The organism is Pseudomonas sp. GYB4201, assembly GCF_056312595.1.
In genome coordinates, this window is sequence record NZ_JBWGIG010000016.1 from 108,520 (window position 1) to 134,361 (window position 25,842).

The window sequence follows — 25,842 nt, forward strand, 5'->3', positions numbered from 1 at the left end:
CGGGCAACACCTCCCGTAGCAGCTGCCGAAGGCTGCGTCCGGCAGCGCCACGGTGCAAGCCCAAGACGCCGCCTGGCGGCAGCTGCTACGAGATATCGCGGGCAACACCTCCCGTAGCAGCTGCCGAAGGCTGCGTCCGGCAGCACCACGGTGTAAGCCTGGGACGCCGCCTGGCGGCAGCTGCTACGGGGTGGTTTGATGCTGCTGGGTTTCCCAACCGCCACCCAACGCCAGGAACACGTTGATCTGCTGCATCGCCACCTGGGTATTGGCGGCGGACAGCTGGGCGGTCACGTCGGTGTAGGTCTTGGTGGCCTGCAGGTCGGCCAGGAAGGATTCGCGGCCGGCCAGGAAGAAGCGGTGGGTCTGGTCGGCAGCCTGGCGGGCCGATTGCTCGGCGTCGGCCAGGGCGTCGCGGCGCTCCAGCAGGGCGGTGTATTGGGCAAGGCCGGTCTGGGCTTCGCGCACGGCATTCAGTACCACGCCATCGAAGTGCGCCAGGGCCGCCTGGGTGGCCACCTCGGATTCACGCACGCGGGCGCGGGCCTGGTTGCCCGGGATGGTCCAGGTGATCAGCGGGCCGAAGCCCCAGCGGTTGGCGGTGTCTTCGCCCAAGTCCTTGAGGAAGCCCACCGAACCCACGGTGGCACCGAAGCTGATGTTGGGGTACAGCTGGCCGGTGGCCACGCCGATCTCGGCGGTGGCAGCGGCCAGTTTGCGCTCGGCCTGGCGCACGTCAGGGCGGCGCTTGAGCAGCGCGGCCCCGTCACCCACGGGCATCACCTGGGCGATCTTCGGCAGCTCGGCGCAGTCGGCGGTGCCCGCCGGCAGCTGGTTGACCGGCTTGGCCAGCAGCATGGCCAGGGTGTACAACCCGGCCTGGCGCTGGGCCTCGAACTTGGGCAGGTCGGCACGCAACGACTTGAACTGCGTCTGGGTGCGCGTCACCTGGGTTTCGTCACCACGGCCAGCGTCACGCAGCCGTTGGGTCAACTGCACGCCCTGCATCTGCAGGTCCAAAGACTTCTGGGCAATGTGCCGTTCTTCGTTGGCAGCGCAGATTTGCGTGTAGGAACGCACCACTTCCGCCACCAGGGTAATGCGCGCGGTGTCGGCGGCGGCCTGGGCCGCGTCGGCGTTGGCCTGGGAGGCCTCGACGCCGCGCTTCAAGGTGCCCCACAAGTCAAACTGGTAGGAAGTGCTCAACGCCAGGCTGCCGACGTTGGCCACCGGGATCTTCACGCCCTGCAGGTAGGATTCGGCAGACTCCTGCAAGCGCTGCGCGCCCGCCTCGGCGGTCGTGGTGAAGCCACCGGCGTTCTGCGCTTCCTCGATTTGCACGCGGGCGCGGCTGAGGTTGGCGGCCGCGATGCGCAGGTCGGTGCTGGACACCAGCGCGTCACCCACCAACTGGTCCAGGCGCGGGTCGTTGTACAGCTTCCACCAGTCCTGCGGCACCGGTGCCGACACCACGTTGCTGTCGCCCGTGGCCAGGCTGCCTTGCAGGTCGGGGCGGTTGATCGCGCCGTCCTTGGGCCGGTGGTAGTCCGGCCCCACCATCTGGCAGGCCGACAGCAGCAGCCCCAGGGCCACCGCCGAAAGACGCACGCAGTGGTTCATCGAGCGGCCTCCGCGGAGTGGCCGGTCTCGTCGACGATGGACACTGTGGCGGTACGCCCGGCGATCATGCGGAAGTGCTCCGGCACGTCGTCGAAGGCAATGCGCACGGGAATCCGCTGGGCCAGGCGCACCCAGCTGAACGCCGGGTTGATGTTGGGCAGCAGGTTGGAACCGCTGCTGCGGTCGCGGTCTTCGATGCCGGCGACGATGCTCTGCACATGGCCGGTGAGGCGGGCGTTGTCACCCATCACGCGGATGTCGACCTTCTGCCCCACTTCGATCAGCGGCAGCTTGGTTTCCTCGAAGTAACCGTCGACGTGGAACGAGCTGCTATCCACCACCGACAGCACCGGGTGGCCGGCCGCCACGAACTCGTGGGCACGCGGCGCACGGTCGTTGAGGTAGCCATCCACCGGGCTCTTGATCACCGAGCGGTCCAGGTTCAGCTGGGCAGTGTCCACGGCCACCTGGGCCTCGGCCAGGGCGGCCTGGGCGCGGGCCAGCTTGGAGTCGCTCTCCTCCAGTTGTTCCTTGGCCACCAGGTTGCCCAGGCCCTTGTTACGGCGCGCCTCGCGTTGCGCCTGGGCCATGGTTTCCTGGCGGTCGGCCAGGGCGGCCTTCGCCTGGCGCAGGGCCAGGCTGAAGCGGTCCTGGTCGATGGTGAACAGCACCTGGCCACGCTTGACCACTTCGTTGTCGTGCACCACCACGTCCTGGATCAGCCCGGAGACGTCAGGCGATACCTGGATCACGTCGGCACGGATGTGGCCGTCGCGGGTCCAGGGCGCGAACATGTAGTACATCACCATGCGGTAGACCACCACGGTGGCAAGGACCACCACCAGCAGGGTCAGGAGAAGGCGGCCAACGGTCAACAAGGGTTTTTTCATGTCATCAGGTTTCGGCAGAGTGCGTCCACCGCGCCTAGCATCAGCGCGTACAGACCGACGTTGAACAAGGCCCGGTGCCAGACCAGGCGATAAAAGTGCAGGCGATTGAGCACGCCGTGCACTATCAGGAACAGCACATAGGTGATAGCCATCATCACCAGCAGCGTGGGCAGGAAGATCCCGCTTACATCAATTTCACCGATCATAACGGAGCTCCATCCAGGCCTTGAGTCGGCGGCTCTGGGGCTGCGCTCGGCTCGATCACCACTTCCACACCCGGCAGCAACGCCAGGCGCAGGCCGCTCAGCGAGTGCAGCATCTGCACCCGTGCCTCGGCCTCGTCACCCACGTGCTGCTGGGCCAGCGCCCGGCGCGCACGGTCCATGGTCATGAGGATAGACATGGGCGCGGGCAACCGTTCACGGGCCTTCAGGCAGTTGCGGAAATAACCGCCCACCTCGTCCACCACCTGCCGTACCTGGGCGCGCGGGCCCACCGGAATGCGCGGCATGTAGGCCAGCAGGTCGAGCATGTTCAGCGCCACGCGCAGGTCGCGCAGCGCGCCGCCGGTGTCCTGGCCGGTCTGGGCCAGGCGCGGCAGGTGCTGCATCAGCCGGTCGAGCATCTGCACGCCCATGGCGCGGTGCTCGGCCAGGGTGGCCTGTTCGCTGAGGCTGACAATGTCGCGCCAGCTGAAGCGGGTCATGCGCTTGGCCGCCAGCTCAGTGCCGAACGGCCGCACCATCAGGGTCCACAGGAACGCGAACAGCAGGCCCGCGGGCCCCGCGATGTTGGAGTTCAGGAAGGACAGGAAGTTGGCGTCGTAGGCGGTGTCCAGGCTGATGAAGGTGGCGCCGTTGACCAGCGTCAGCATCATGCCCAGGTTGAAGCGTGGCTGCAGGGTCAGGGTGGCCGCGGTAATGAACGGCACCGCGAACGCCAGCGCCAGCATGGGGAAGTCATGCAGGTTGGGCAGAATCAGGAACAGGTAGAGGCTGGACATCACCACCGCGATCAGGGTCCAGAAGAAGAACCGGTAGATCTGCGGCGCCGGGTCGTCCATGGCAGCGAAGAAGCTGCAGGCCACGGCCGCGAGGATCACCCCGCCACCGCCATCGGCCCAGCCGGTGAAGATCCAGATCATCGACGCGACGACGATGGCCATGATGGTGGTGAACGCCGAGTACATCATCATGCCGCGGTCGAAGAACGGCGACAGCCGGCCCAAACGCCAGTGACGGTACACGGCGCGCCATTGCGACTGGTCCTCGGTCTCGATGGCCAGCTGCAGGGTGCGCATGTCCTGCCACAGGTCCACCCACTCGCCCAGGCGGTACAGGGCGTTGGACAGCAGCAGGTTGCGACGGTCGTCAAGGGCCTCGGGCTCGGGCTGCAGCTCGGCCAGGCGCGCGTGCAGTTGGGTCCACAACGCCGGCGAGGCGTTCTCCTTGGTTTCCTTGAGCCACTGGCGCACGTCTTCGAGCACCGGCGCCAGGATGGCGATCAACTCGGTGCGGCGCTCCACGGCGATCAGCGCGTCGTCCAGGGCGTCGATGGTGGGCAGCAGGTGAATCATGCGCCCGCGCAGTTCCTTGATGTTGCGCACGGTCTGCGGCAGCGCGCCTTCGTGGGGGATCTGGCCAATCATCAACTCCAGGGAGTTGAAGGTGGCGACCATGGACGCGCGCAGGGTGCCTACCTCGGTGGCAGTGATTTCCCGCGACAGGAAGCGATCGCTGTAGGTGGTGGCTTCCACGAACCACTTGCGCGTGGCGTCGCCGAGTACCGGCGCCAGGCGCCGTGGCCAGAAGATCGAGCCGATGACGGCGGCGCTGATAAGCCCCAGGCAGATCTCCTGGAAGCGCGCCGAGGCGATGTCGAATACCAGCGTCGGGTTGTCCACCACCGGCAGCGCGATCAGCGGCATGGTGTAGCCGGCCAGCATCAGCGCGTAGCTGTTGGCCGTGCGCAGGTGCAGGGACAGGAACAGCAGGGTGCCGGTCCAGGCCGCGACGATCAGCGCCAGCAGGAACGGCGTCTGCACGAACATGGGCACGAACAGCACCGCCGCGGCGGCGCCGACGAAGGTACCGATGCCGCGGTACAGCGCCTTGGACGTGGTAGGGCCGACGAACGGGCTGGAAACGATGTAGACGGTGGCCATGGCCCAGTAGGGGCGTGGCATTTCCAGCTTCATGGCCACGTACAGCGCCACCATCGAGGCGATGAAGGTACGCACACCGTAGAACCAGTCCCGCAGCGGCGGGACATCACTGAAAAAGGCTTTCAAGACGGCGACACCGCCGTGCCCTGCCCCGCTTCCTCGAACGCCCGCACCACGCGCAGGGCGGCTTCCAGGTCAGCGGGAGCGATGTCGTGCAGCACTTCGCGGCGCAGACGCACCAGCTCGCCTTCGATGGCTTCGGCCAGCTCGCGGCCGGTGGCGGTAAGGCTCAGGGCCTTGGCGCGACGGTCGGTAGGGTCTTCGGTGCGAATGACGAAGCCTGACGAGCACAGCTGGTCGAGCAGGCGCACCAGGGACGGGCTCTCAAGCCCGGCGGCATGGGCCACGGTGACCTGGCGCACGCCGTCGCCCAGCCGCACGATCAGCAGCAGCGGCACCGCGCAGGCTTCGGAAATACCGTAGTTGGCCAGGGTGGTCTGGCAGATGCGGCGCCAGTGGCGGGCGGCCGTGACCATGCCACTACTGATATTGAGGTGGAGCTTGTCGAGATTCATTTGGACAGGAACACACCGATATTCATAGTTTGCTAACTATCTATATTCGGGCAAGGAATCCCCCTCCGTCAATAGTGGCGGCGAGACATTTCGCGGTGTGGCGCAAATGCCTGGCTGCCTTGTTGTTATAGACGCAACAGTGCCGTTGCGCGCGTTACAGCAGCGTTTCCGCAGGCGAAAAAATCCCCGTAGCAGCTGCCGAAGGCTGCGTCCGAACCCGCCACATGTGCAACGGTCGGGACGCAGCCTGCGGCAGCTGCTACGGGGTCGGGGTTCAGTCGGCGTAGAAGGCGGGGCGCGGTGGCAGGTCGATGGGTTCGATGTTGCCGCTGGTCTGCGCCAGGATGCAGGCGTCGGCGGCCACGGCGGCGGCCAGGCCGTTCCAGGCCGAGGGGCCACCCAGGTGGCCGCTGGTCACGCCCTTGATGAACGCTTGCAGCTCCACGTCGTAGGCATCGATGAAGCGGTCCTTCCAGTCCATCAGGATGCCGGTGGACAGCTTGGCGTCGCTGCGCATCTGCACGCTGGTGGGCTCGGGCAGCTTGGCGATGCCCTGCTCGCCCACCACTTCGCACTGGATGTCGTAGCCGTATTTGCAGTTGACGAAAATTTCGACGTCGATGCGCACGCCACGGGCGGTCTCCAGCAGCACGATCTGCGGGTCACGCAGGGCGGCATGGGTGTTGCGGGTGCTGCGCGGGAACACCACCTGGGCCGAGACGTAGTCGTCGTCGACCAGCCAGCGCAGCACGTCCAGTTCATGGATCAGCGTGTCGGTGATGGCCATGCTGGTGCCATAGGCCGTCGGCACCTCGGGGTTGCGGTGGGCGCAGTGCAGCATCAGCGGCTCGCCGATGGCGCCGCTGTCGATCACTTCCTTCAGCGCGCGGTAGCCCTGGTCGAACGGGCGCATGAAGCCGACCTGCACCAGGCGGGTGCCATGGGCCATTTCCGCCTCGACGATGCGCCGGCAGCCTTCGGCCGTGACCGCCAGGGGTTTCTCGCAGAACACCGGCTTGCCGGCGGCGATGGCGGCCAGCACGAACTCTTCGTGGCTGGGGCCCCAGGACGTCACCAGTACCGCCTGCACGTTGGCCGCGTTGATGAGGTCCTGGCCGCTGGCATACACCTCGGCCTCGATGCCCAACTGGGTGACGACGCCGCGCGCCTGCTCGGCATTGATGTCGTTGACCGCCACCACCCGCGCGCCGGCGAGGGCGAAGCTCAGGCGACGGATGTGTTCGCGGCCAATTGCGCCGGTCCCGATGACACCGATGTTCAAAGTCATGATGGCTCCTGATTTGTTGTTGTGGGCCGCTTGATCAGGCTTTCGGAAGGAAAGCCGTTCGAGTGATCTCAGGCTAGAACGGCGCCCTGGCGAAATCAATTATTTTTCTATAAATAATTTATTTGGAATTTTTGTTTTATTGTCGGATTTTGCCGTGCTCGCGATGGCGGTTGTATCATCACCGCCACCCAGAACCTGCGATTAAGGACGATCAATGCGCACCCGCCTGCTAGCCCCACTTGCCCTGGCCATCAGCGCCGGCTTCGCCACCCAGGCCTTCGCCAGCGGCGACGATTCCTGCTACCCGGCCTGGGTGCTCAACGTGAACGGCTTCGCCGGTGGCTGCAACAGCCTGCCCTTCCTGTCGCCGGGCAACGACAGCCAGGTGAACCTGCGCCTGCTGCTGGCCGACAAGGGCGCCTTGCCCCTGCCCGACATGGGCATCACCGACCAGGAGCGCCAGGAAGGCTACGGCCCGGTGCCCTTCGACATGGCCCGCCTGACGCCAACCAGCCCGCCAGCACCAGCGCCGGACGCCACGGCGGCGCCAGCCCCGCGTGCCCTGGACCAGTTGAGCAGCCAGCTGGGCCTGCCCGCCGCCCCGCAAACCCTGGCCGGCGACAACTTCCTGGGCGGCGAAGGCAGCCGGTGCCGCAGCAACGCCGAAGCCAGCGCCAGCGAGTTCTTGAAACAACTGCAGGACCTGCCGGCAGACGAACGCCAGGCCCTGGGCAAGGCGCGGCTGGCCATGCTGGGCGCCTGCGACTGGAGCGACAGCGACCTGGCCGCCCTGCTACCCACCGTGCAGTCGCCCCAGGGGCAAACCTTCGCCAGCTACCTGCAAGCCGCCGCCAACTTCTACCGTGGCCATTTCGACCAGGCCCAGGCGCAGTTCGCCGCCCTGGCCAGCAGCCCGGCGCCGTGGGTGAAGGAAACGGCGCTGTACATGAGCGCCCGCACCGCGCTGAACGCCGCCCAGGCCAACGCCTTCGACGAGTACGGCATGGTGGCCCTGGCGAAAGTCGACACTGCCGCCCTGCAGCAGGCCGGCGCTGGCTTCAATCATTACCTGGAAACTTATCCACAGGGCGAGTACGCCACCTCGGCCCGCGGCCTGCTGCGCCGAGTGCACTGGCTGGCGGGCGACCAGCAGGCACTGGCCGAAGATTTCGCCTGGCAGCTGACCCAGGCCACCCCGCAGCAACGCAACACCGACCTGAACCAGCTGATCACCGAAGCCGACGCCAAGCTGTTGGTAGGCGCCAAGCCTGGGCAGGTGCGGGACCCGCTGGTGCTGGCCGTGGTGGACCTGATGCAGCTGCGCGGCAAGCCCCTGCCCACCCTGACGCTGGCCGAACTGCAGGCGCAGAAGCCGCTGTTTGCCGAGCAACCGGGCCTGCACGACTATCTGCTGGGCGTGTACCAGCTGTACATCGCCAACGACCCTGACGCGACCCTGGCCGCCGTGCCCGCCAGCGTGCCGGCCAAGCTCGACTACCTGGCGTTCAGCCAACAGACCCTGCGCGGCCTGGCCCTGGAGCAGAAAAAGGACTACCCCGACGCGGCGCAGCTGTGGCTCAAGCTGCTGCCCGCCGCCCAGCAACCGCTGCAACGCGACCAGCTGGAGATGGCCCTGGCGCTCAATTACCAGGCCAGCGGCCAGGTGGACAAGGTGTTTGCCGACGACTCGCCGATCAAGGCCGCGCAGCTGCGCAACATCATGCTGTACAGCAGCGCCAGCGCCGACCTGCTGCGCCGCCAGGTCAGCAAGGGGCTGGACCAGACCGAGCGTGACACCGCGCTGTTCGTGTTGCTGTACAAGGACCTGACCCGTGGCCTGTACACCGACTTCGGCAAGGACATGAGCCTGCTGCCAGCGCAAACGTCCCCTGAGCAAAAATTGACCAACAGCCTGGGCTTCGTCTACGGCGATGGTCGCAGCCTGGCCATGTTCCGCTGGCAGGGCGACCAGGCCGCTTCGGGCTACAGCTGCCCGGCCATCGCCGACACCGCCGCAGCGCTGCAAAAGGCCGCCAATGACCCCAAGGCGCTCAACTGTCTGGGTGAATTCATGCTGCGCAACAGCCTGGACTTGCTGCCCATGGATCAGCGCGCCGCCAAGGCCAAGGGCAAGCCAGGCAGCTTCAACGGCCCGGCCTACTCGCGCCTCGACGGCTACCAGCAGGTGATCGCCAACAAGCAGGCCTGCCATACCGACCGCGCCTACGCCCTGTACCGCGCCATCAACTGCTATGCGCCCAGCGGCTACAACAGCTGCGGCAGCCAGGACATTGCCCCGGCCCTGCGCAAGAAATGGTTCCGCGAGCTGAAGGCCGGCTACGCCGACACCACCTGGGGCAAGACCCTGCAGTACTACTGGTGAAGCACTGGTGCCTGGCCCTGTGGCTGCTGGCGGCAACCGCCAGCGCCCAGGCCGCCGTTGACGCCGCCGACCACGACGCCTTCTGGGTGTGGGGCGGGGTGGCCAGCCAGCCGGCGCTGGCCCACGCCCGCACGCTGTACATCCTGCAGGGCCAGGTGGCCACGCCCCGGCGCAACCGCCAGGCGCCCGCGCAGCTGATAGCCCAGGGCATGGCCATGCCCCGGCTGGGCGCCGGCCAGGTGTGGCTGGCGTACCGGGTCGATACCCTGCACTGGCCGGACCAGGTGTACCGGCAGCTGTTCGGCCAGGTGCAACGCTGGGTGACGGCGGGCAACCCGGTGGTGGGCATTCAGATCGATTTCGACGCCCGCACCCGCTACCTCGACGAATACGTGGCCTTCCTGCGCGACCTGCGCCAGCGCCTTCCCGCCCACTACCGCCTGAGCATCACCGGCCTGATGGACTGGAGCAGCAACGCCGATGCCCAGGTCATCGGCCAACTGCGCGGCGTGGTGGATGAAGTGGTGGTGCAGACCTACCAGGGCCGTCACAGCATTCCCGACTACGCCGCCTATCTGCCCAGGCTCAGCCGCCTGGGCCTGCCGTTCAAGGTCGGGCTGATCCAGGGCGGCGACTGGCAGGCCCCCGATTTCCTGGGTAGTAGCCCCTGGTTCAAGGGGTACGTGGTGTTTTTGCAGAACCCGGCGGCCGCGCAAAAATAGTTGCCGCCCCCGGCGCTGGCCCATGGCAATGCAGACCGGCTTTGGGCAAGCTAGCCTAAGCTGCTTGTTGAACGTTACCGGTTACCTCAAGGAGGGCCCCCATGTACTACGTGCAACGCAATGCACTCGGTCACATCATCCGCGCCGAGAAGACTGCCTATCCTCAGGCGGAAGATTTCCTCGTCGAAGACCACCCCGACGTGCTGGCCTGGCAGGCCCGCGGCACCATCGAGGGGCGTTTGCAGCAGCTGCGCCAGAGCGACATGGACATGATCCGCGTGCTCGACGACCTGATCCAGGTGCTGACCAGCAAGGGCGTTATCCGCATCACCGACCTGCCCGAGGCGGCGCTGGCCAAGCTCAAGACCCGCGACGCGGTGCGCGGCGAGCTGGGCGGGCTGGACCACCTGCTGGACGACGGTGACAAGTTGCTGTAACGCCCTGTAGCCGCTGCCGACAGGCTGCGGCTACGGCGTTTAACGCGCCACGGGGTTCGGTAGCAACGAAAAAAGGGCCCCGCAGGGCCCTTTTTTTACGCGCTCCCGCTTACGGGTTGACGCTGTCCTTGAGGAATTTGCCAGGTTTGAACGCCACGGTGTTGCTGGCCTTGATCTTGACCGGCTCACCGGTCTGCGGGTTCTTGCCAGTGCGGGCGCCGCGATGGCGCTGCAGGAAGGTGCCAAAACCGACCAGCGTGACGCTGTCTTTCTTGTGCAGTGCGTTGGTGATTTCTTCCAGCACCGCGTTGAGCACGCGGTTGGCTTGTTCCTTGGTGAGATCTGCTTTTTCGGCGATAGCGGCGGCGAGTTCTGGTTTGCGCATAGTGAAGCCCCTTTGACGGTTTTTTGTTGTTATTGCCCGGGCTGTTCTTCCGGAACAGCGCCGAAGGCGCCGCAGGCTCTACGCTGCGGCAGACCGAGTGAGAATGGCACGGCACAAGAGGCTGCGCCAGTCTCCTCCAGGGGTTTGTAGCGACAAAAATCGGGTTAATCCGACAGAAAGACCGTTATTTACGCCAGCAACGACGGGAGCTGCCGGTTCAGTGCCAGTTTCTCCCCGACCGCCGCCCCGGTAAGGGCGTAGCCCAGCAGGTTGCCGGCCACATCACGACACAACGCCTTGATGTCGGCGCCCTGCCCTTCGACCTGCCATTGGCCTTCCAGGCCCCGTGGTACAGGCGACACCACCAGCGGGCAGACCGGGGTCTTGACGGTTATGGGCATGGGGCCATAACTGACGGCCGTGGGGTTGCCGGCCAGGGTCTGCGCCAGGGCACGGGCGCAGCTCATCAGCGGCATCACGTACAGCAGGTTGAGGCCATCCACCTCGGCGCAGTCGCCCAGCGCATGGATGTTGGCGTGTGAGGTCTTCAGCGCGCGGTCGACGACGATGCCACGGTTCACCTCCAGGCCGGCCGCGGCGGCCAGGTCCACCCGCGGGCGCAGGCCGATGGCCGATACCACCAGGTCGCAGCCCAGCACGGTGCCGTCGGACAGATGCGCTTGCAGGCCGTCGGCCACGCGCTCCAGGCGGTTGAGCACCGGGCCCAGGTAGAACCGCGCGCCCAGGCCTTCCAGCCCGGCCTGCACGGCGGCAGCCGCCGCGGGGTGCAGCAGGGTCGGCATCACCTGTTCGCAGGGCGCGACGAGTTGCACCTCGAAGCCACCGGCAATCAGGTCATTGGCGAATTCGCAGCCAATCAGGCCAGCGCCCAATATAAGCACGCGCTTCTTGCCCTGGGCGGCGGCGCGGAAGCGCGCGTAGTCCTCCAGGTCATTGATGGGGTACACGGCGTCGGCGCCATCGCCCTGGACCGGCACACTGACCGTCTGCGCGCCCCAGGCCAGCACCAGGTCGCGATACGGCACGGCTTCCTCGCCGACCCACAATTGCTTGTGGCCCGGGTCAATGCCAGTGACCCGCGTGTGCGTGCGGATCTCGGCCTTGAGCTGGTCAGCCATGGCGCCGGGCTCGGCCATGCTCAGGCCGTCGGCGTCCTTGTTCTTGCCGAAGCCGGTGGAGAGCATCGGCTTGGAGTACGAACGACCGTCATCGGCGGTGATCAACAGCAGCGGCGTCTCGCCGTCCAGCTTGCGAAATTCCCGCGCCAGGTTGTAGCCGGCCAGGCCGGTGCCCACGATCACCACAGGTGCTGTCATTTAGGTACTCCTTGCAGGGAAGAATCGATCAAGCGATCTCGATCATCTCGAAATCCATTTTGCCCACGCCACAATCGGGGCACAGCCAGTCTTCCGGCACGTCCTGCCACAGGGTGCCAGGGGCGATGCCGTCATCGGGCCAGCCGTCCGCTTCGTTGTAGATCAGGCCGCATACCACGCACTGCCACTTTTTCATTTGCCGGTTTCCTCATTGCTCAGGCTCAAGGCTCGGTCGATCGATGTTTGTTGCGCTGCCGACCGGCTCAGCCGGTTTTGTACTGGGGGTTGTGCACAGATGCAAGCGTGAATGCATGCTAAGCTCGGCGGCTTCTTCGCTTGCAGACAGCTGCTTACCGTGACAGATGCATTCACCTTTGCGCCGGCATGGCTGGCGCAGGCGCCATCGGGCGCCGATGCCACCACCCGCGACTGGTTGTTCGACCAGGGCTCGCTGACCCGCCGCCTGACCCGCCTGTCCCGTGACCACTTCAGTGTCACACCCCTGCACGAGCAATGGCAGGTACTGCGCGCCGATGAATGTCAGGCCCTTGGCCTGGCCGATGGCAGCAGCGGCTGGGTGCGCGAGGTGTACCTGCGCGGCCATGGCACGCCGTGGGTCTTCGCCCGCAGCGTGGCTGGGCGCCAGGCCCTGGAAGCCGACGGCCTGGCGCTGGACGCCCTGGGCAGCCGCTCACTGGGCGAACTGCTGTTCACCACACCGGCGTTCCAGCGCCAGCCCATCGAGGTATGCCACTACCCCGCACCCTGGCTGCCCGCCGAGCAGGCCTGCGAAGGGCTGTGGGCGCGCCGCTCGCGCTTTGACCGCGGCGCACTGAAGGTGCTGGTGGCCGAAGTCTTCCTGCCGGCGCTGTGGCCGGCCGCTCAACTCGACGCGGAGAACCCTTGATGTTCCAGAGCCTGCTCAAATCCCTGAACCGGGTACACCCGCGCGCCTGGGACTTCGTCCAGTTGACGCGCATGGACAAGCCCATCGGCATTTACCTGCTGCTGTGGCCGACGCTGTGGGCGCTGTGGATCGCCGGCGAAGGCAAGCCGTCCCTGGCCAACCTGGTGATCTTCGTGCTGGGCGTGGTGCTGATGCGCGGCGCCGGCTGCGTGATCAACGACTTCGCCGACCGCAAGGTCGACGGCCACGTGAAACGCACCGAGCAGCGGCCGCTGGTCAGCGGGCGCATCAGCTCGCGCGAGGCGCTGGTGTTCTTCGCCGTGCTGGTGAGCATCAGCTTCGCCCTGGTGCTGTGCACCAACGCCACCACCATCGGCCTGTCGTTCGGCGGCCTGCTGCTGGCGGCCACCTACCCGTTCATGAAGCGCTACACCTATTACCCGCAGGTGGTGCTGGGCGCAGCGTTCTCCTGGGGCATGCCCATGGCGTTCACCGCCGAGACCGGGCACCTGCCCGCTGCGGCCTGGCTGCTGTACATCGCCAACCTGCTGTGGACGGTGGGGTATGACACCTATTACGCCATGACCGACCGCGACGACGACCTGCGCATCGGGGTCAAGTCCACGGCCATTCTGTTTGGCGACGCCGACCGGCTGATCATCGTGCTGCTGCAGGGCCTGGCGCTGCTGTGCCTGCTGCTGGCCGGCGGCCAGTTCGGCCTGGGCGGCTGGTTCCACCTGGGGCTGCTGGCGGCGGCGGCGTGCTTTGCCTGGGAATGGCACAACACCCGCGACCGCGAGCGCATGAAATGCTTCAAGGCGTTCCTGCACAACCACTGGGCAGGCCTGGCGATATTCATCGGCATAGTCGCCGACTACGCCTTGCGCTGAAGCCCTTGTAGCAGCGGCCACCAGGCCGCGTCCGGCCACCCCGCAGTCCAGCGGTGGCCTTGGACGCAGCCTACGGCAGCTGCTACGGCACGCCGATCAATCGGCGTCGGCGTCAGTGGGCACTACGTGCCAGACGTCCATCTTGCCGTCACCCATCTTGTCGCCGGCCTTCTTGTCCATCTTGAAGGTGTACACCGGCTTGCCGCCGAACGCCCATTGCATCTTGCCGTCATCACGCTTGACCACGGTCCAGTCGCCGTCGTCCTTGGCCCCGCTTTCTGCCATCAGCGGCGGCCAGTTCTCGGCGCACTTGTCGTTGCAGTTGGATTTGCCGTCACCGTCCTTGTCGTAGGTGTAGAGGGTCATGCCGTGGTGGTCCACCAGCATGCCGTCCTTGGCCATCGCAGGCTCTGCCGCTTGGGACAGGGCAGGGGCGGCCAGGGCGAAGGCGCCGACCAAGGCCATCCAGTTCAGCGTATGTCGTGTCATTGGATCTACCTCATTGTTATTCGTGGTAACGGAATTTCAGCTTAGCTCAGCGTCCGGAACTTGGTACGCTGGCGGCAACCTGTCACACGACTGCAATAATTCCGTTATCTAATGCGCCCCAAGACACTTCAATGACAAGAGGTTTGAGCATGGTTGGCAGGAACATTCTGATCGTTGACGACGAAGCGCCCATTCGCGAAATGATCGCCGTCGCGTTGGAAATGGCTGGCTATGACTGCCTCGAAGCAGAAAACTCCCAGCAGGCCCACGCCATCATCGTCGACCGCAAGCCTGACCTGATCCTGCTCGACTGGATGCTGCCCGGCACCTCAGGTATCGAGCTGGCCCGCCGCCTCAAGCGTGACGAGCTGACCGGCGACATCCCGATCATCATGCTCACCGCCAAGGGTGAGGAAGACAACAAGATCCAGGGCCTGGAAGTGGGCGCCGACGACTACATTACCAAGCCGTTCTCGCCTCGCGAGCTGGTGGCGCGCCTCAAGGCCGTGCTGCGCCGCGCCGGCCCCAGCGACGGCGAGGCACCAATCGAAGTGGGCGGCCTGCTGCTGGACCCCATCAGCCACCGCGTGACCATCGATGGCCGCCCGGCCGAGATGGGCCCCACCGAATACCGCCTGCTGCAGTTCTTCATGACCCACCAGGAACGCGCCTACACCCGTGGCCAGCTGCTGGACCAGGTGTGGGGCGGCAACGTCTATGTCGAGGAGCGTACCGTCGATGTGCATATCCGCCGCCTGCGCAAGGCACTCGGCATCGCCTACGAGAATCTGGTACAAACCGTGCGCGGCACCGGCTATCGCTTTTCCACCAAGAGCTGAAGCCCCCTCGCCAGGCCATAACTCGAAAGGACGCGACGTTAATTGAACCAGAACTGGCACAGCATCCTGATCAGGCACATGCTGATATTGGTCACGCTTTGCCTGTTGGCAGGGCTGGTCAGCGGTTATTACGGCTGGTGCCTGGCCACGGGCCTGGCCCTGTACCTGGGCTGGACCCTCAAGCAACTGCTGCGCCTGCACCACTGGCTCAACCAGCACCAACCCGACGAAGCACCGCCCGATGGCTACGGCCTGTGGGGCGACGTGTTCGACAGCATCTACCACCTGCAACGCCGCGACCAGCGCGTGCGCGGGCGCCTGCAAGCGGTGATCGACCGCGTGCAGGAATCCACCGCGGCCCTGCGCGATGCGGTGATCATGCTCGACAGCGAAGGCAACCTTGAGTGGTGGAACCGCGCCGCCGAGACCCTGCTGGGCCTCAAGACGCCCCAGGACGGCGGCCAGCCAGTGACCAACCTGGTGCGCCACCCGCGCTTCAAGGAATATTTCGAGGCCGAGAACTACGCCGAGCCGCTGGAAATCCCCTCGCCCATCAATGACCGCATGCGCGTGCAGATGCTGATCACCCGCTACGGCAACAACGAGCACCTGATGCTGGTGCGCGACGTGACCCGCATCCACCAGCTGGAGCAGATGCGCAAGGATTTCATCGCCAACGTCTCCCACGAACTGCGCACGCCGCTGACGGTGATCGCCGGCTACCTGGAGACCCTGCTGGACAACGTCGAGGACGTGAACCCGCGCTGGGCCCGGGCGCTGCAACAGATGCAGCAACAGGGCGGGCGCATGCAAACGCTGCTCAACGACCTGCTGCTGCTGGCCAAGCTGGAAGCCACCGACTACCCCTCCGACACCCAGCCGGTGGCGGTCTACGCCCTGCTGCAGTCGATCAAGAGCGACGCCCAGGCCCTGTCCGGGCAGCGCAACCAGCGCATTACCCTGGAAGCAGACGACAACATCCGCCTCAAGGGCAGCGAGTCGGAGCTGCGCAGCGCGTTTTCCAACCTGATCTTCAACGCGGTGAAGTACACCCCCGCCGAGGGCAACATCCATATCCGCTGGTGGGGCGACGGCAAGATGGCCTACATGAGCGTGCAGGATTCGGGCATCGGCATCGACGCCAAGCACCTGCCGCGGCTGACCGAGCGCTTCTACCGGGTGGACTCCAGCCGCGCTTCGGCCACCGGCGGCACCGGCCTGGGCCTGGCCATCGTCAAGCACGTGCTGCTGCGCCACCGCGGGCACCTTGAGATCAGCAGCACGCCGGGCCAGGGCAGCACCTTCACCTGCATTTTCGCCCCGCAGCAGTTGGTGATGCAGGCACAAGGCCTGAAGGTCCTCTAGGCAAGCGCCCCTTCAGCCGCTACATTGATAGTCTTGTGCCTGCATTTCAGGCACCGCTGCCACCCCCTTTTTCTGAAGACGGAACCCGTAAAACTCCATCATGGACCCTTCCCCTGGCTTTACCCTCGCTTCACTCTTCGCCGACTTCGGCATGATTCTTTTCGCTGTGCTGCTGGTGTTGCTCAACGGCTTTTTCGTAGCCGCCGAGTTCGCCATGGTCAAGCTGCGCTCCACCCGCGTGGAATCCATCGCCGAGAAAAACGGCTGGCGCGGCCAGATCCTGCGCACCGTGCACAGCCAGCTCGACGCCTACCTCTCCGCCTGCCAGCTGGGTATCACCCTGGCCTCCCTGGGCCTGGGCTGGGTGGGTGAACCGGCCTTCGCGCACCTGCTGGAGCCGCTGCTGGAAGCGGTGGGCGTGCAGTCGCCGGAAGTGGCCAAGGGTATCTCGTTCTTCAGCGCCTTCTTCGTCATCTCCTACCTGCACATCGTGGTGGGCGAGCTGGCACCCAAGTCCTGGGCCATCCGCAAGCCCGAGCTGCTGTCCATGTGGACGGCGGTGCCGCTGTACCTGTTCTACTGGACCATGTACCCGGCCATCTACCTGCTCAACGCCAGCGCCAACGCCATCCTGCGCATCGCCGGCCAGGGCGAGCCTGGCCCGCACCACGAGCACCACTACAGCCGCGACGAACTGAAACTGATCCTGCACTCCAGCCGTGGCCAGGACCCCAGCGACCAGGGGATGCGCGTGCTGGCCTCGGCCGTGGAAATGGGCGAGCTGGAAGTGGTGGACTGGGCCAACTCCCGCGAAGACATGGTCAGCCTGGACTTCAACGCCCCGCTGAAGGAAATCCTCGCGCTGTTCCGCCGCCACAAGTTCAGCCGCTACCCGGTGTATGACGCCCAGCGCAACGAATTCGTCGGCCTGCTGCACATCAAGGACCTGCTGCTGGAACTGGCGGATCTGGACCATATTCCCGAGTCGTTCAACCTGGCCGAGCTGATTCGCCCGCTGGAGCGCGTGTCCCGGCACATGCCGCTGTCGCGCCTGCTGGAGCAGTTCCGCAAGGGCGGCGCGCACTTCGCCCTGGTGGAAGAAGCCGACGGCAAGGTGATTGGCTACCTGACCATGGAAGACGTGCTGGAAGTGCTGGTTGGCGACATCCAGGACGAACACCGCAAGGCCGAGCGCGGCATCCTGGCCTACCAGCCGGGCAAGCTGCTGGTGCGTGGCGACACGCCGCTGTTCAAGGTGGAACGCCTGCTGGGCGTGGACCTGGACCACATCGAGGCGGAAACCCTGGCCGGCCTGATCTACGACAGCCTCAAGCGCGTGCCTGAAGAGGAAGAAGTGCTGGAGGTCGAAGGCCTGCGCATCATCATCAAGAAGATGAAAGGCCCCAAGATCGTCCTGGCGAAAGTGCTGCGCCTGGAGTAATCAGCCCCTCCTGGTTATTTATTGCCCAACGCAAAGTTGGGCAACGTACCCACCGGTTGGTTGAACTGGAAGGGTATGGACTCCAGCCCCAGGCCCACGTTGCGCTGCACCACGAAGTGCAGGTGCGGCCCGGTGCTGTTGCCGGTGTTGCCCGAACGCGCCAGCGGCGTGCCCACCGCCACGTGCTGGCCTTCTCGCACACTCACCGAACCTTGCATCAGGTGCAGATAAACGCCCATCGTGCCGTCATCGTGCAGTATTCGCACGAAATTGCCGGACGGGTTGTTGCCACCGCTGCCCTGGTCGTTTTCCACCTTCACCACCGTGCCGCCCCGGGCGGCGATGATCGGCGTGCCCACGGGCATGGCGATGTCCATGGCATAGCGGCTCTTGGGCCCGAAGTGGCTGAAGGTGCCGTTGGGGCCCTGGGTCAGGCGAAAGGGGCCACCCACCCACGGCAGGGGGTAGCGGTAGCCCATGGGGGCGGTCGAAGGGTTGCCCAGTGAGTAGCGAAACTTCTGCGAAAACCGTAGCGCCTGCCCCGGCTTCTGCGCCACCAGGGTGGCCAGGTCGATGGTCGAGCGTGCCGGCAGCACCCGCCGTACCAAGGACGGCGCGCCAGCGCGCACGTTGCCCAGGTTGGCCAGGCGCAGCTCCACTTCCACGGGTGCGTACAGTTCGTTGCGGGCGGTGAAGGTGGTCACGCCCAGCTGCTTGCGCACGTCCAGGTGCACCTGTTGGTCCAGCCGCTCGGTCATGCGGTCGGCGAACACCAGCACCTTGGCGTTGCGGGTGGGCCGGTCCGTGTAGGACGTCACGCCATAGGCGTCGGTGTACTTGTAGATGGTGGTGGCTGCCGCGTGGCCACTGCCTAGCGCCAGCGCGCAGAGGAGAAAAGTACGAAGCTGCATGGTGGCATTCTGCAATATGGGCCTCGGCCAAGATTAGCAGGTGTGCCCGCGCCTTGCGCAAGCCGCATGGCGGATGACCGGGTAGGCGGGGTCGCAGGCGACCGGACGGTAGGTGCCGGGTTCCAGGCGCACCAGCTCATAGCGCACGCTGCCATTGCCATCCACCCGTTGCAAGGCTACCCAGGGCTGGCCCCAGGCGTCGAAATGGTCGATGGGCCACGCCAGGCGGGCGTCCTTGAGCAGGCGGTAGCCCTTGAGGTCCATGTTTGCCAGGCCGGCGGGCACTTCGGTGACCCACACGTTGTAGTCGAGCCAGGCCAGTTCGTCACCGGGGTTGAGGGGGTCGTGCAAGGGCTGGCAAAGGTCGCAGGGCATGGTCGGGGGGCACTCCGTGGGGGAGCTGCAAGCATGCGCGCGAAGCCCAGGGAGGGGCAGCGTAACGATTCCCAAAGTTGTGTAGGAAGTTGCTCCTATGGTTACGACTCGCAGCCCTGTAGCCGCTGCCGAAGGCTGCGCTGGCCCTCTGTGCCCCTGTAGATCTCCAGTGCACGTGAAGGCCAGCGCAGCCTGGCGGCAGCGGCTACGACGGCATGGCGTCAGGCGCCAGGGACGAAGTGTTTCTGGGCGGTGCCGCGGGCGATCAAGCGCGAGATGTAGTCGAGCTTCTGTGCGTCCTGGTCGACGAAACGGAAGGTCAGCTGCAGCCACTCGCTGTCCGGCTTGGGCTCGTGGGCGACCACGGCGTGCAGGTAGCCGTTGAGGCGTGCCACTTCGGCGTTCTCGCCCTGCTCCAGGTCGAGCACGGCGTTCTCCAGCACCTGGGGCAGCACTTCCCCACGGCGCACCACCAGCAGCGCCTCCTTGAGGCTCAGGGCCTTGATCACGCACTGCTGGTTACCGCTGGACAGGCGCAGCTGGCCCTGGCCACGGTTGCCGGTCGGCGCCGCCGGGGTTGCGCCCGGGCGCGGGGCGTTGTTGAGCAGGCCACCACGCGGAGCTGCTGCCGGCGCGGCGGCTGCGGCCGGGCGCACCACCTCGGCCTTGCCGCCGGTCAAGGCACTGAGCGAATCGTTGGCAAAGGCGGAACCGGCGCGGGACGGGCCCGTGGCCATTACCGCCTCCAGCTTGCCGATCTTGGTCAGGGCTTTCTTCACCTTGGTCAGCAGCTGTTCGTTGGTGAACGGCTTGCCGATGAAGTCGGAAACGCCGGCCTGGATGGCCTGCACCACGTTTTCCTTGTCGCCGCGGCTGGTCACCATGATGAACGGCATGGCCTTGAGGTTATCCTGCTCGCGGCACCAGGTCAGCAGCTCCAGGCCCGACATTTCCGGCATCTCCCAGTCGCACAGCACCAGGTCGAAATTGTCCTTGATCAGCATCGCCTGGGCCTTGCGGCCGTTCACGGCGTCTTCGATGACCATGCCCGGGAAGTAGTTGCGCAAGCACTTTTTCACCAGGTCACGGATGAAGGGCGCATCATCCACAACCAGCACACTGACCTTACTCATTGACCACTCCTAAGATTACCCGGCAAGCATAGCGCTGACTGATGGCCATTTGCCAAAACTAATGAGTCACGCCGGGACTCTCTGTTCACGGGTGCCATTTCTTTTCACCGCCCGCAAACGAAAATGCCCGGCGCTAGGCCGGGCATTTGTAGTCGGGCAGTCTTACTTATCGTCCGAAACACCCGGAACATTAGCGCGATCGGCACGGCCCTGGACTTCCTCGCGCATGCGCGCCAGGCCCAGGTGACGCACGTCGGTGCCGCGCACCAGGTAGATCACCAGCTCCGAGATGTTGCGCGCGTGGTCGCCGATGCGTTCCAGCGAACGCAGGGCCCAGATCACGTTCAGCACCTGGGAGATGGAGCGCGGGTCTTCCATCATGTAGGTGACCAGCGCGCGCAGCGCGGTCTTGTACTCGCGGTCGATGGTCTTGTCGTACTGGGCCACCGACAGGGCCAGGTCGGCGTCGAAGCGGGCGAAGGCGTCCAGCGCCTCGCGGACCATGCGGCGCACCTGGTCGCCGATGTGGCGCACTTCCTCGTAGCCCAGCGGCGACTGGCCTTCTTCGCACAGCTGGATGGCGCGGCGGGCGATCTTGGTCGATTCGTCGCCGATGCGCTCCAGGTCGATCACCGACTTGGAGATGCTGATGATCAGGCGCAGGTCGGAAGCGGCCGGCTGGCGACGGGCGAGGATGCGCAGGCATTCCTCGTCGATGTTGCGTTCCATCTGGTTGATCTGCTCGTCAACGTCACGCACTTGCTGGGCCAGGCCCGAGTCGGCGTCGATCAGCGCGGTGACCGCGTCGTTGACCTGCTTCTCTACCAGGCCGCCCATGGCCAGCAGGTGGCTGCGGACTTCTTCCAGCTCGGCGTTGAACTGCTGGGAGATGTGGTGGGTAAGGCTATCTTTATCAATCATGGGTCGCTCCGCGACAGCTTTGAGACTTAAAGCTGCAATCTACAAGTGGTTAAGTGGTAATCCAGAACACAAACGCAGTACCGCTTCTGCTTGCCGCGTGAAACTGCAAGCTTGCAGCTACCTCTAGCCATACCGACCGGTGATGTAGTCTTCGGTCTGTTTTTTCGCAGGGTTGGTGAACAGAGTGTCGGTGTCGCCGAACTCCACCAGCTTGCCCATGTACATGAACGCCGTGTAATCGGACACCCGGGCAGCCTGCTGCATGTTGTGTGTCACGATCACAATGGTGTATTTGGATTTCAGTTCGTAGATCAGTTCCTCAACTTTCAACGTTGAAATCGGATCAAGTGCCGAACAGGGCTCATCGAGCAACAATACCTGCGGCTCCACCGCAATGGTACGGGCGATCACCAGGCGCTGCTGCTGGCCGCCGGACAGGCCCAGGGCCGACTCGTGCAGGCGGTCCTTGACCTCGTCCCACAGCGCCGAGGCCTTCAGCGCCCACTCCACCGCCTCGTCGAGCACGCGCTTCTTGTTCACGCCCTGGATGCGCAGGCCGTACACCACGTTCTCGTAGATGGTCTTGGGGAACGGGTTGGGCTTCTGGAACACCATGCCCACGCGGCGGCGCAGCTCGGCCACGTCCTCGCCCTTGCGGTAGATGTTGTGGCCGTCAAGGTTGATCTCGCCTTCCACGCGGCAGCCGTCCACCAGGTCATTCATGCGGTTGAAGGTGCGCAGCAAGGTCGACTTGCCGCAGCCCGACGGGCCGATGAAGGCGGTGACGCGCTGCTTGGGGATGTCCAGGGATACGTCGAACAGCGCCTGCTTGTTGCCGTAGAACAGGTTCAGCCCGGGCACCTGGATGGCCACGGTCTCGTTGGCCATACTCAGGCCCTGGCGCTTGCGGCCGATGGCGGAAAGGCTGATGCCACCGGGGGTGTTGGGGTCTTGCTGCATGGGTGGCTCCCTACGCGTTCAGTGCGTTGGTTGAGCCGCCCGCCTCGCATCGAGGGGGCGGCTGGCGAGTGCCAAGGGGGACGGTCAGTTGTCCAGCGCCTTGTACTTCTCGCGCAAGTGGTTACGAAGGGCGACGGCCGACAGGTTCAGCGCGGCAATCACCAGCACCAGCAGCAGCGCCGTGGCATACACCAGCGGGCGTGCGGCCTCGACGTTGGGGCTCTGGAAGCCGACGTCGTAAATATGGAAGCCCAGGTGCATGATCTTCTGGTCCAGGTGCAGGTACGGGTACACCCCGTTCAACGGCAGCGACGGCGCCATCTTCACCACACCCACCAGCATCAGCGGGGCTACTTCGCCAGCGGCACGGGCCACGGCCAGGATCATGCCGGTCATCATCGCCGGGCTGGCCATGGGCAGCACGATCTTCCACAGCGTCTCGGCCTTGGTGGCGCCCAGCGCCAGCGAACCTTCGCGCAGGCTCAGCGGAATGCGCGCCAGGCCTTCCTCGGTGGCCACGATGACCACCGGCACGGCCAGCAGCGCCAGGGTCAGCGAGGCCCACAGCAGGCCGGGCGTACCGAAGGTCGGCGCCGGCAGTGCCTCGGGGAAGAACAGGCGGTCCAAGGAGCCACCCAGCACGTAGACGAAGAAGCCCAGGCCAAACACACCGTAAACGATAGCCGGTACGCCAGCCAGGTTGTTCACGGCAATGCGGATGAGCCGGGTCATGGGCCCCTGGCGTGCATATTCACGCAGGTACACCGCCGCCAGCACGCCGAACGGGGTAACGATCATGGCCATGATCAGGGTCATCATCACCGTGCCGAAGATGGCAGGGAACACGCCGCCTTCAGTGTTGGCCTCGCGCGGGTCCTGGGTCAGGAACTCCCAGACCTTCATGCCGTAGTAATACAGCTTCTTGAACAGGCCCATGTTGTTCGGCTGGTAGGCGTGCAGCACCTTGCCCATGCTGATTTCCAGGACCTTGCCGTTGACGTCGCGCACGGTGATGCTGTCGCGCTCGATGGCTTGGTGCAGGTCACCCAGGCGCGATTCGATGTCCTGGTACTGGCCCTTGAGCGCAGCACGCTCGGCGTCCATGTCGGCCTGGGCGGTAGCGTCCAGGCGGTGCTCCAGTTCCAGCTTGCGGCCATGCAGGCGGATGCGCTCGAGCTGGGCGTTGATGGAGCCGATCTCGCCCTTCTCCAGGCGGTTGAGCTGGCGGGCCAGGTCTTTCACGCGGTCCAGGCGCGGGTAGAACTCGTTGAACACGGCGTCGCCCTCGGCGACCACCTTGCCGTTCTCCTTCACGTCCAGCAGGTAGCCGATGAAGTTGCCCCATTCGCGGCGCTCGACGCTCACCAGCTCCGGCGGCTTGCTCTGGTCCTGCAGCCAGTCGCCCACCACCCACATGAAATCGGCGCCGTTGATGTCGCGGTTGCCGACCTTGATCAGCTCGCGGGTCATGAACTCCGGGCCGTCCTTGGGCACCGGCAGGCCGGCCCCAGCCAATTGCGCGCGGGGCACTTCGTCGCGCTGCACCACTTCGCCAATCAGCAACTGGGCAGGCTGGCCGGGCACGTTGTAGCTGGCGCGCACCAGGTCGGCGGGCCAGAAGTGGCCCAGGCCGCGCACGGCCAGCACCGAGAGCAGGCCGACGGTCATGATCACGGCGATGGATACCGCGCCACCGCTGAGCCAGACGCCGGGCGAGCCACTCTTGAACCAGCCCTTGAGAGAATCCTTTTTCACGGATCGCTACCTTTTTACTAAAGCGACGAGTATTTCTTGCGAAGACGCTGGCGAATCAGCTCGGCCAGGGTATTCATCACGAAGGTGAACATCAGCAGCACCAGTGCGGCCAGGAACAGCACGCGGTAGTGGCTGCTACCCACCTCCGACTCGGGCATTTCCACCGCCACGTTGGCGGCCAGGGTGCGCATCCCCTCGAACAGGTTCATCTCCATTACCGGGGTGTTGCCGGTGGCCATCAGCACGATCATGGTCTCGCCCACGGCGCGGCCCATGCCGATCATCAGCGCCGAAAAAATACCCGGGCTGGCGGTGAGCAGCACCACGCGCGTCAGGGTCTGCCAGGGCGTGGCGCCCAGCGCCAGCGAGCCCAGGGTGAGGCTGCGCGGCACGCTGAACACGGCGTCCTCGGCAATGGAGTAGATGTTGGGGATCACCGCGAAGCCCATGGCCAGGCCCACCACCAGGGCGTTGCGCTGGTCATAGGTGATGCCCAGGTCGTTGCTGATCCACAGGCGCATGTCGCCGCCGAAGAACCAGGCTTCCAGGTGCGGGCTCATGGCCAGCGAGCCCCAGCCCACCAGCAGGATGACCGGCACCAGGATCGCGCTTTCCCAGCCATCGGGCACCCGCAGGCGAATAGACTCAGGCAGGCGGCTCCAGGCAAAGCCGGCCACCAGGATACCGATGGGTGTGAGCATCAACAGGCTGAAGATACCCGGCAGGTGCCCTTCCAGGTACGGCGCCAGGAACAGCCCGGCGAAGAAGCCGAGGATCACCGTAGGCATGGCCTCCATCAGCTCGATCACCGGCTTGACCTTGCGGCGCAGGCCCGGGGCCATGAAATAGGCGGTGTAGATCGCGGCGGCGACGGCCAGCGGCGCGGCCAGGAACATGGCGTAGAACGCCGCCTTCAGGGTGCCGAAGGTCAGCGGCGACAGGCTCAGCTTGGGCTCGAAGTCCGACGTGGCGGCGGTGGACTGCCAGACGTACTTGGGCTCGTCGTAGTTTTCATACCAGACCTTCTCCCACAGCGCGCTCCAGGACACCTCCGGGTGCGGGTTGAGCAGGACCATCGGCACCAGGCGCCCGCCCTCCTCGACCATGATGCGGTTCGCGCGCGGCGACAGCGCCAGCACGCCCGGGCCCTGCGCCACCTGCTGGACCAGCAGGGTGCGGTGCGCGGTGCTGTGGAACACGCCCAGCTGGCCCACCGCGTTGACGGCGATGAAGCCCTTGCGGCGCTGCTCGGCGGTGATATCGACGATAGGCGCGCTGCCCATCTGGAAGTCGCGGATGTGCTTGAGGCGCGGCTCGCCATCAGGGTCGCGGGCCATGAACCACTGCGCCAGGCCGCCCTTGGAGGTGCCGACGATCAGCGAGATGCCGCCCACCAGCTGGGTGCTGGCGGTGATTTCGGCGTTGGCGTCTTCCAACAGCTTGTAGCGGCCATTGAGGCTCTTGTCGCGCAGGCTGAACACGTCGGCCTGGGCGCGGCCATTGATCACGTACAGCCACTGCTGGCGCGGGTCGACGAAGATGGCCTTGACCTGCTCGGTCATCTGCGGGAGTTCGATGGCGGCCTGGGTGGTCTCGGTGTCGCCGGTCAGCATGTTCTCCGACTTGGTCAACGACAGCACATGCAGCTGCGGCCCGGTGGAACCGGCAACGATCAGGGTGTCGTCGGTGGCGCTGAGGTTGACGTGCTCCAGGGCCCGCCCCTGGTCGTCCAGGGTCAGCAGCGTCGGGCCGTAGGGAAACTCGATGTTCGGGGTAATGGTCTTGTGCCCGTCGGGGTACGTCACCTTGTAGGTGTGACGGAAGATCATCGACTGGCCGTTGGACAGGCCCAGAATCACCAGCGAGCTGCCGGGCTGGTCTTCGCCGATCGAAGCCACGGTGACGCCGGGCGGCAACGGCAGGTCCACGCGCTTGAGTTCGCTGCCGTCGCGGGTGCTAAAGAACAGCGCCTGGCCGCGATCGGAAACGCGCATGCCCACCTGGTTCTGTTCTTCCAGGGCAATCATCAGCGGCTTGCCGGCGTCCTGCAACCAG

At 65.5% G+C, this 25,842-nt stretch carries 25 protein-coding genes; 8 read left to right on the forward strand and 17 right to left on the reverse strand.

Going from position 1 to position 25,842, the window contains the following annotated elements; translation table 11 throughout:
- Positions 1–183 precede the first annotated feature (183 nt).
- The 6 genes from AC0Z2B_RS17055 to iolG form a co-directional block, all read right to left on the reverse strand.
- The gene (locus AC0Z2B_RS17055) at positions 184–1,620 is read right to left on the reverse strand and encodes an efflux transporter outer membrane subunit (protein WP_476298188.1); all 1,437 of its coding nucleotides are present in this window, start codon (positions 1,618–1,620) and stop codon (positions 184–186) included.
- Positions 1,617–2,510 carry an efflux RND transporter periplasmic adaptor subunit gene (locus tag AC0Z2B_RS17060; protein WP_476298190.1) on the reverse strand — a complete coding sequence of 298 codons (894 nt, stop codon included), beginning with the start codon at positions 2,508–2,510 and terminating at the stop codon, positions 1,617–1,619. The genes AC0Z2B_RS17055 and AC0Z2B_RS17060 overlap by 4 nt, the downstream gene beginning before the upstream one ends.
- The gene (locus AC0Z2B_RS17065; protein ID WP_416421795.1) at positions 2,507–2,716 is read right to left on the reverse strand and encodes a DUF1656 domain-containing protein; all 210 of its coding nucleotides are present in this window, start codon (positions 2,714–2,716) and stop codon (positions 2,507–2,509) included. The genes AC0Z2B_RS17060 and AC0Z2B_RS17065 overlap by 4 nt, the downstream gene beginning before the upstream one ends.
- On the reverse strand, positions 2,713–4,800 hold the full coding sequence (locus tag AC0Z2B_RS17070) for an FUSC family protein (protein ID WP_476298192.1): 2,088 nt from the start codon (positions 4,798–4,800) through the stop codon (positions 2,713–2,715). Before AC0Z2B_RS17070 ends, AC0Z2B_RS17065 begins: the two co-directional genes overlap by 4 nt.
- Positions 4,797–5,249, reverse strand: coding sequence for a MarR family winged helix-turn-helix transcriptional regulator (locus AC0Z2B_RS17075; protein ID WP_416421793.1), 453 nt, complete (start codon positions 5,247–5,249; stop codon positions 4,797–4,799). Before AC0Z2B_RS17075 ends, AC0Z2B_RS17070 begins: the two co-directional genes overlap by 4 nt.
- A 274-nt stretch (positions 5,250–5,523) precedes the next feature.
- Positions 5,524–6,537, reverse strand: coding sequence for a bifunctional inositol 2-dehydrogenase/D-chiro-inositol 1-dehydrogenase (gene iolG / locus AC0Z2B_RS17080; protein WP_473005036.1), 1,014 nt, complete (start codon positions 6,535–6,537; stop codon positions 5,524–5,526).
- Between the two features lie 214 nt (positions 6,538–6,751).
- Here iolG and AC0Z2B_RS17085 point away from each other — a divergent pair, with 214 nt between their 5' ends.
- The 3 genes from AC0Z2B_RS17085 (at position 6,752) to AC0Z2B_RS17095 (ending at position 10,079) form a co-directional block, all read left to right on the forward strand.
- A complete protein-coding gene (locus tag AC0Z2B_RS17085; protein WP_476298194.1) occupies positions 6,752–8,920 on the forward strand; it encodes a PA5441 family protein in 2,169 nt (722 codons plus the stop codon).
- Complete coding sequence (locus AC0Z2B_RS17090) at positions 8,917–9,642, forward strand: DUF3142 domain-containing protein (protein WP_416421790.1); 726 nt, start codon at positions 8,917–8,919, stop codon at positions 9,640–9,642. Before AC0Z2B_RS17085 ends, AC0Z2B_RS17090 begins: the two co-directional genes overlap by 4 nt.
- A gap of 101 nt (positions 9,643–9,743) precedes the next feature.
- On the forward strand, positions 9,744–10,079 hold the full coding sequence (locus tag AC0Z2B_RS17095; protein WP_416421789.1) for a tryptophan synthase subunit beta: 336 nt from the start codon (positions 9,744–9,746) through the stop codon (positions 10,077–10,079).
- Positions 10,080–10,188: 109 nt separating this feature from the next.
- Here the strand turns inward: AC0Z2B_RS17095 and AC0Z2B_RS17100 are convergent, their stop codons facing one another.
- The 3 genes from AC0Z2B_RS17100 to AC0Z2B_RS17110 form a co-directional block, all read right to left on the reverse strand.
- Positions 10,189–10,464, reverse strand: a complete 276-nt coding sequence (locus tag AC0Z2B_RS17100) for an HU family DNA-binding protein (RefSeq protein WP_008366879.1) — start codon at positions 10,462–10,464, stop codon at positions 10,189–10,191.
- A 188-nt stretch (positions 10,465–10,652) separates the two neighbouring features.
- The gene (locus tag AC0Z2B_RS17105) at positions 10,653–11,801 is read right to left on the reverse strand and encodes an NAD(P)/FAD-dependent oxidoreductase (RefSeq protein ID WP_476298196.1); all 1,149 of its coding nucleotides are present in this window, start codon (positions 11,799–11,801) and stop codon (positions 10,653–10,655) included.
- 28 nt (positions 11,802–11,829) lie between these two features.
- Positions 11,830–11,997 carry a rubredoxin gene (locus AC0Z2B_RS17110; protein ID WP_027616797.1) on the reverse strand — a complete coding sequence of 56 codons (168 nt, stop codon included), beginning with the start codon at positions 11,995–11,997 and terminating at the stop codon, positions 11,830–11,832.
- Positions 11,998–12,108: 111 nt separating this feature from the next.
- Here AC0Z2B_RS17110 and AC0Z2B_RS17115 point away from each other — a divergent pair, with 111 nt between their 5' ends.
- Together AC0Z2B_RS17115 and ubiA are read left to right on the forward strand one after the other, a co-directional pair.
- Positions 12,109–12,708: a chorismate--pyruvate lyase family protein gene (locus AC0Z2B_RS17115; RefSeq protein ID WP_416421787.1), complete on the forward strand. Its 600-nt coding sequence runs from the start codon at positions 12,109–12,111 to the stop codon at positions 12,706–12,708.
- Positions 12,708–13,598, forward strand: coding sequence for a 4-hydroxybenzoate octaprenyltransferase (ubiA, locus tag AC0Z2B_RS17120; RefSeq protein ID WP_476298198.1), 891 nt, complete (start codon positions 12,708–12,710; stop codon positions 13,596–13,598). The genes AC0Z2B_RS17115 and ubiA overlap by 1 nt, the downstream gene beginning before the upstream one ends.
- 96 nt (positions 13,599–13,694) lie before the next feature.
- Here ubiA and AC0Z2B_RS17125 read toward each other — a convergent pair whose 3' ends face one another.
- Positions 13,695–14,087 (reverse strand): COG4315 family predicted lipoprotein, encoded by a 393-nt coding sequence (locus AC0Z2B_RS17125; protein WP_416421785.1) that lies wholly within the window; start codon positions 14,085–14,087, stop codon positions 13,695–13,697.
- A gap of 149 nt (positions 14,088–14,236) precedes the next feature.
- Between AC0Z2B_RS17125 and phoB the strand changes: the two genes are divergently transcribed.
- From phoB to AC0Z2B_RS17140, 3 genes are all read left to right on the forward strand, one after another.
- Positions 14,237–14,926, forward strand: coding sequence for a phosphate regulon transcriptional regulator PhoB (gene phoB / locus AC0Z2B_RS17130; protein WP_008366891.1), 690 nt, complete (start codon positions 14,237–14,239; stop codon positions 14,924–14,926).
- A gap of 42 nt (positions 14,927–14,968) precedes the next feature.
- Entirely contained in the window at positions 14,969–16,291 is a 1,323-nt protein-coding gene (gene phoR / locus AC0Z2B_RS17135; RefSeq protein WP_476298200.1) for a phosphate regulon sensor histidine kinase PhoR, read from the forward strand.
- Positions 16,292–16,391: 100 nt separating this feature from the next.
- The gene (locus tag AC0Z2B_RS17140) at positions 16,392–17,732 is read left to right on the forward strand and encodes a hemolysin family protein (RefSeq protein ID WP_416421784.1); all 1,341 of its coding nucleotides are present in this window, start codon (positions 16,392–16,394) and stop codon (positions 17,730–17,732) included.
- Positions 17,733–17,746: 14 nt separating this feature from the next.
- Here the strand turns inward: AC0Z2B_RS17140 and AC0Z2B_RS17145 are convergent, their stop codons facing one another.
- From AC0Z2B_RS17145 to AC0Z2B_RS17175, 7 genes are all read right to left on the reverse strand, one after another.
- Positions 17,747–18,643 carry a peptidoglycan DD-metalloendopeptidase family protein gene (locus AC0Z2B_RS17145; RefSeq protein ID WP_476298202.1) on the reverse strand — a complete coding sequence of 299 codons (897 nt, stop codon included), beginning with the start codon at positions 18,641–18,643 and terminating at the stop codon, positions 17,747–17,749.
- A 33-nt stretch (positions 18,644–18,676) separates the two neighbouring features.
- Positions 18,677–19,018 carry a hypothetical protein gene (locus tag AC0Z2B_RS17150; protein WP_476298203.1) on the reverse strand — a complete coding sequence of 114 codons (342 nt, stop codon included), beginning with the start codon at positions 19,016–19,018 and terminating at the stop codon, positions 18,677–18,679.
- Positions 19,019–19,239: 221 nt separating this feature from the next.
- Entirely contained in the window at positions 19,240–20,151 is a 912-nt protein-coding gene (locus AC0Z2B_RS17155) for a response regulator (protein WP_476298205.1), read from the reverse strand.
- Between the two features lie 162 nt (positions 20,152–20,313).
- Complete coding sequence (gene phoU, locus AC0Z2B_RS17160) at positions 20,314–21,072, reverse strand: phosphate signaling complex protein PhoU (RefSeq protein ID WP_416421780.1); 759 nt, start codon at positions 21,070–21,072, stop codon at positions 20,314–20,316.
- Between the two features lie 123 nt (positions 21,073–21,195).
- The gene (pstB, locus tag AC0Z2B_RS17165; RefSeq protein ID WP_416421779.1) at positions 21,196–22,032 is read right to left on the reverse strand and encodes a phosphate ABC transporter ATP-binding protein PstB; all 837 of its coding nucleotides are present in this window, start codon (positions 22,030–22,032) and stop codon (positions 21,196–21,198) included.
- An 84-nt stretch (positions 22,033–22,116) separates the two neighbouring features.
- A complete protein-coding gene (pstA, locus tag AC0Z2B_RS17170) occupies positions 22,117–23,787 on the reverse strand; it encodes a phosphate ABC transporter permease PstA (protein WP_476298208.1) in 1,671 nt (556 codons plus the stop codon).
- 17 nt (positions 23,788–23,804) lie between these two features.
- Positions 23,805–25,838, reverse strand: coding sequence for an ABC transporter permease subunit (locus tag AC0Z2B_RS17175; RefSeq protein ID WP_476298221.1), 2,034 nt, complete (start codon positions 25,836–25,838; stop codon positions 23,805–23,807).
- Positions 25,839–25,842: the final 4 nt, after the last annotated feature.

Excerpts from the sequence above, each read along its gene's own strand:
- AC0Z2B_RS17140 (WP_416421784.1), top strand. The coding sequence starts at position 16,392 with ATGGACCCTTCCCCTGGCTTTACCCTCGCTTCACTCTTCGCCGACTTC.
- phoB (WP_008366891.1), top strand. The coding sequence starts at position 14,237 with ATGGTTGGCAGGAACATTCTGATCGTTGACGACGAAGCGCCCATTCGC.
- AC0Z2B_RS17075 (WP_416421793.1), bottom strand. The coding sequence starts at position 5,249 with ATGAATCTCGACAAGCTCCACCTCAATATCAGTAGTGGCATGGTCACG.
- AC0Z2B_RS17125 (WP_416421785.1), bottom strand. The coding sequence starts at position 14,087 with ATGACACGACATACGCTGAACTGGATGGCCTTGGTCGGCGCCTTCGCC.
- AC0Z2B_RS17105 (WP_476298196.1), bottom strand. The coding sequence starts at position 11,801 with ATGACAGCACCTGTGGTGATCGTGGGCACCGGCCTGGCCGGCTACAAC.
- AC0Z2B_RS17065 (WP_416421795.1), bottom strand. The coding sequence starts at position 2,716 with ATGATCGGTGAAATTGATGTAAGCGGGATCTTCCTGCCCACGCTGCTG.
- phoU (WP_416421780.1), bottom strand. The coding sequence starts at position 21,072 with ATGATTGATAAAGATAGCCTTACCCACCACATCTCCCAGCAGTTCAAC.
- AC0Z2B_RS17100 (WP_008366879.1), bottom strand. The coding sequence starts at position 10,464 with ATGCGCAAACCAGAACTCGCCGCCGCTATCGCCGAAAAAGCAGATCTC.
- AC0Z2B_RS17055 (WP_476298188.1), bottom strand. The coding sequence starts at position 1,620 with ATGAACCACTGCGTGCGTCTTTCGGCGGTGGCCCTGGGGCTGCTGCTG.
- AC0Z2B_RS17110 (WP_027616797.1), bottom strand. The coding sequence starts at position 11,997 with ATGAAAAAGTGGCAGTGCGTGGTATGCGGCCTGATCTACAACGAAGCG.
- iolG (WP_473005036.1), bottom strand. The coding sequence starts at position 6,537 with ATGACTTTGAACATCGGTGTCATCGGGACCGGCGCAATTGGCCGCGAA.
- AC0Z2B_RS17155 (WP_476298205.1), bottom strand. The coding sequence starts at position 20,151 with ATGAGTAAGGTCAGTGTGCTGGTTGTGGATGATGCGCCCTTCATCCGT.
- AC0Z2B_RS17115 (WP_416421787.1), top strand. The coding sequence starts at position 12,109 with ATGCATGCTAAGCTCGGCGGCTTCTTCGCTTGCAGACAGCTGCTTACC.
- AC0Z2B_RS17060 (WP_476298190.1), bottom strand. The coding sequence starts at position 2,510 with ATGAAAAAACCCTTGTTGACCGTTGGCCGCCTTCTCCTGACCCTGCTG.
- AC0Z2B_RS17085 (WP_476298194.1), top strand. The coding sequence starts at position 6,752 with ATGCGCACCCGCCTGCTAGCCCCACTTGCCCTGGCCATCAGCGCCGGC.
- AC0Z2B_RS17095 (WP_416421789.1), top strand. The coding sequence starts at position 9,744 with ATGTACTACGTGCAACGCAATGCACTCGGTCACATCATCCGCGCCGAG.
- AC0Z2B_RS17150 (WP_476298203.1), bottom strand. The coding sequence starts at position 19,018 with ATGCCCTGCGACCTTTGCCAGCCCTTGCACGACCCCCTCAACCCCGGT.
- pstB (WP_416421779.1), bottom strand. The coding sequence starts at position 22,032 with ATGCAGCAAGACCCCAACACCCCCGGTGGCATCAGCCTTTCCGCCATC.
- AC0Z2B_RS17145 (WP_476298202.1), bottom strand. The coding sequence starts at position 18,643 with ATGCAGCTTCGTACTTTTCTCCTCTGCGCGCTGGCGCTAGGCAGTGGC.
- ubiA (WP_476298198.1), top strand. The coding sequence starts at position 12,708 with ATGTTCCAGAGCCTGCTCAAATCCCTGAACCGGGTACACCCGCGCGCC.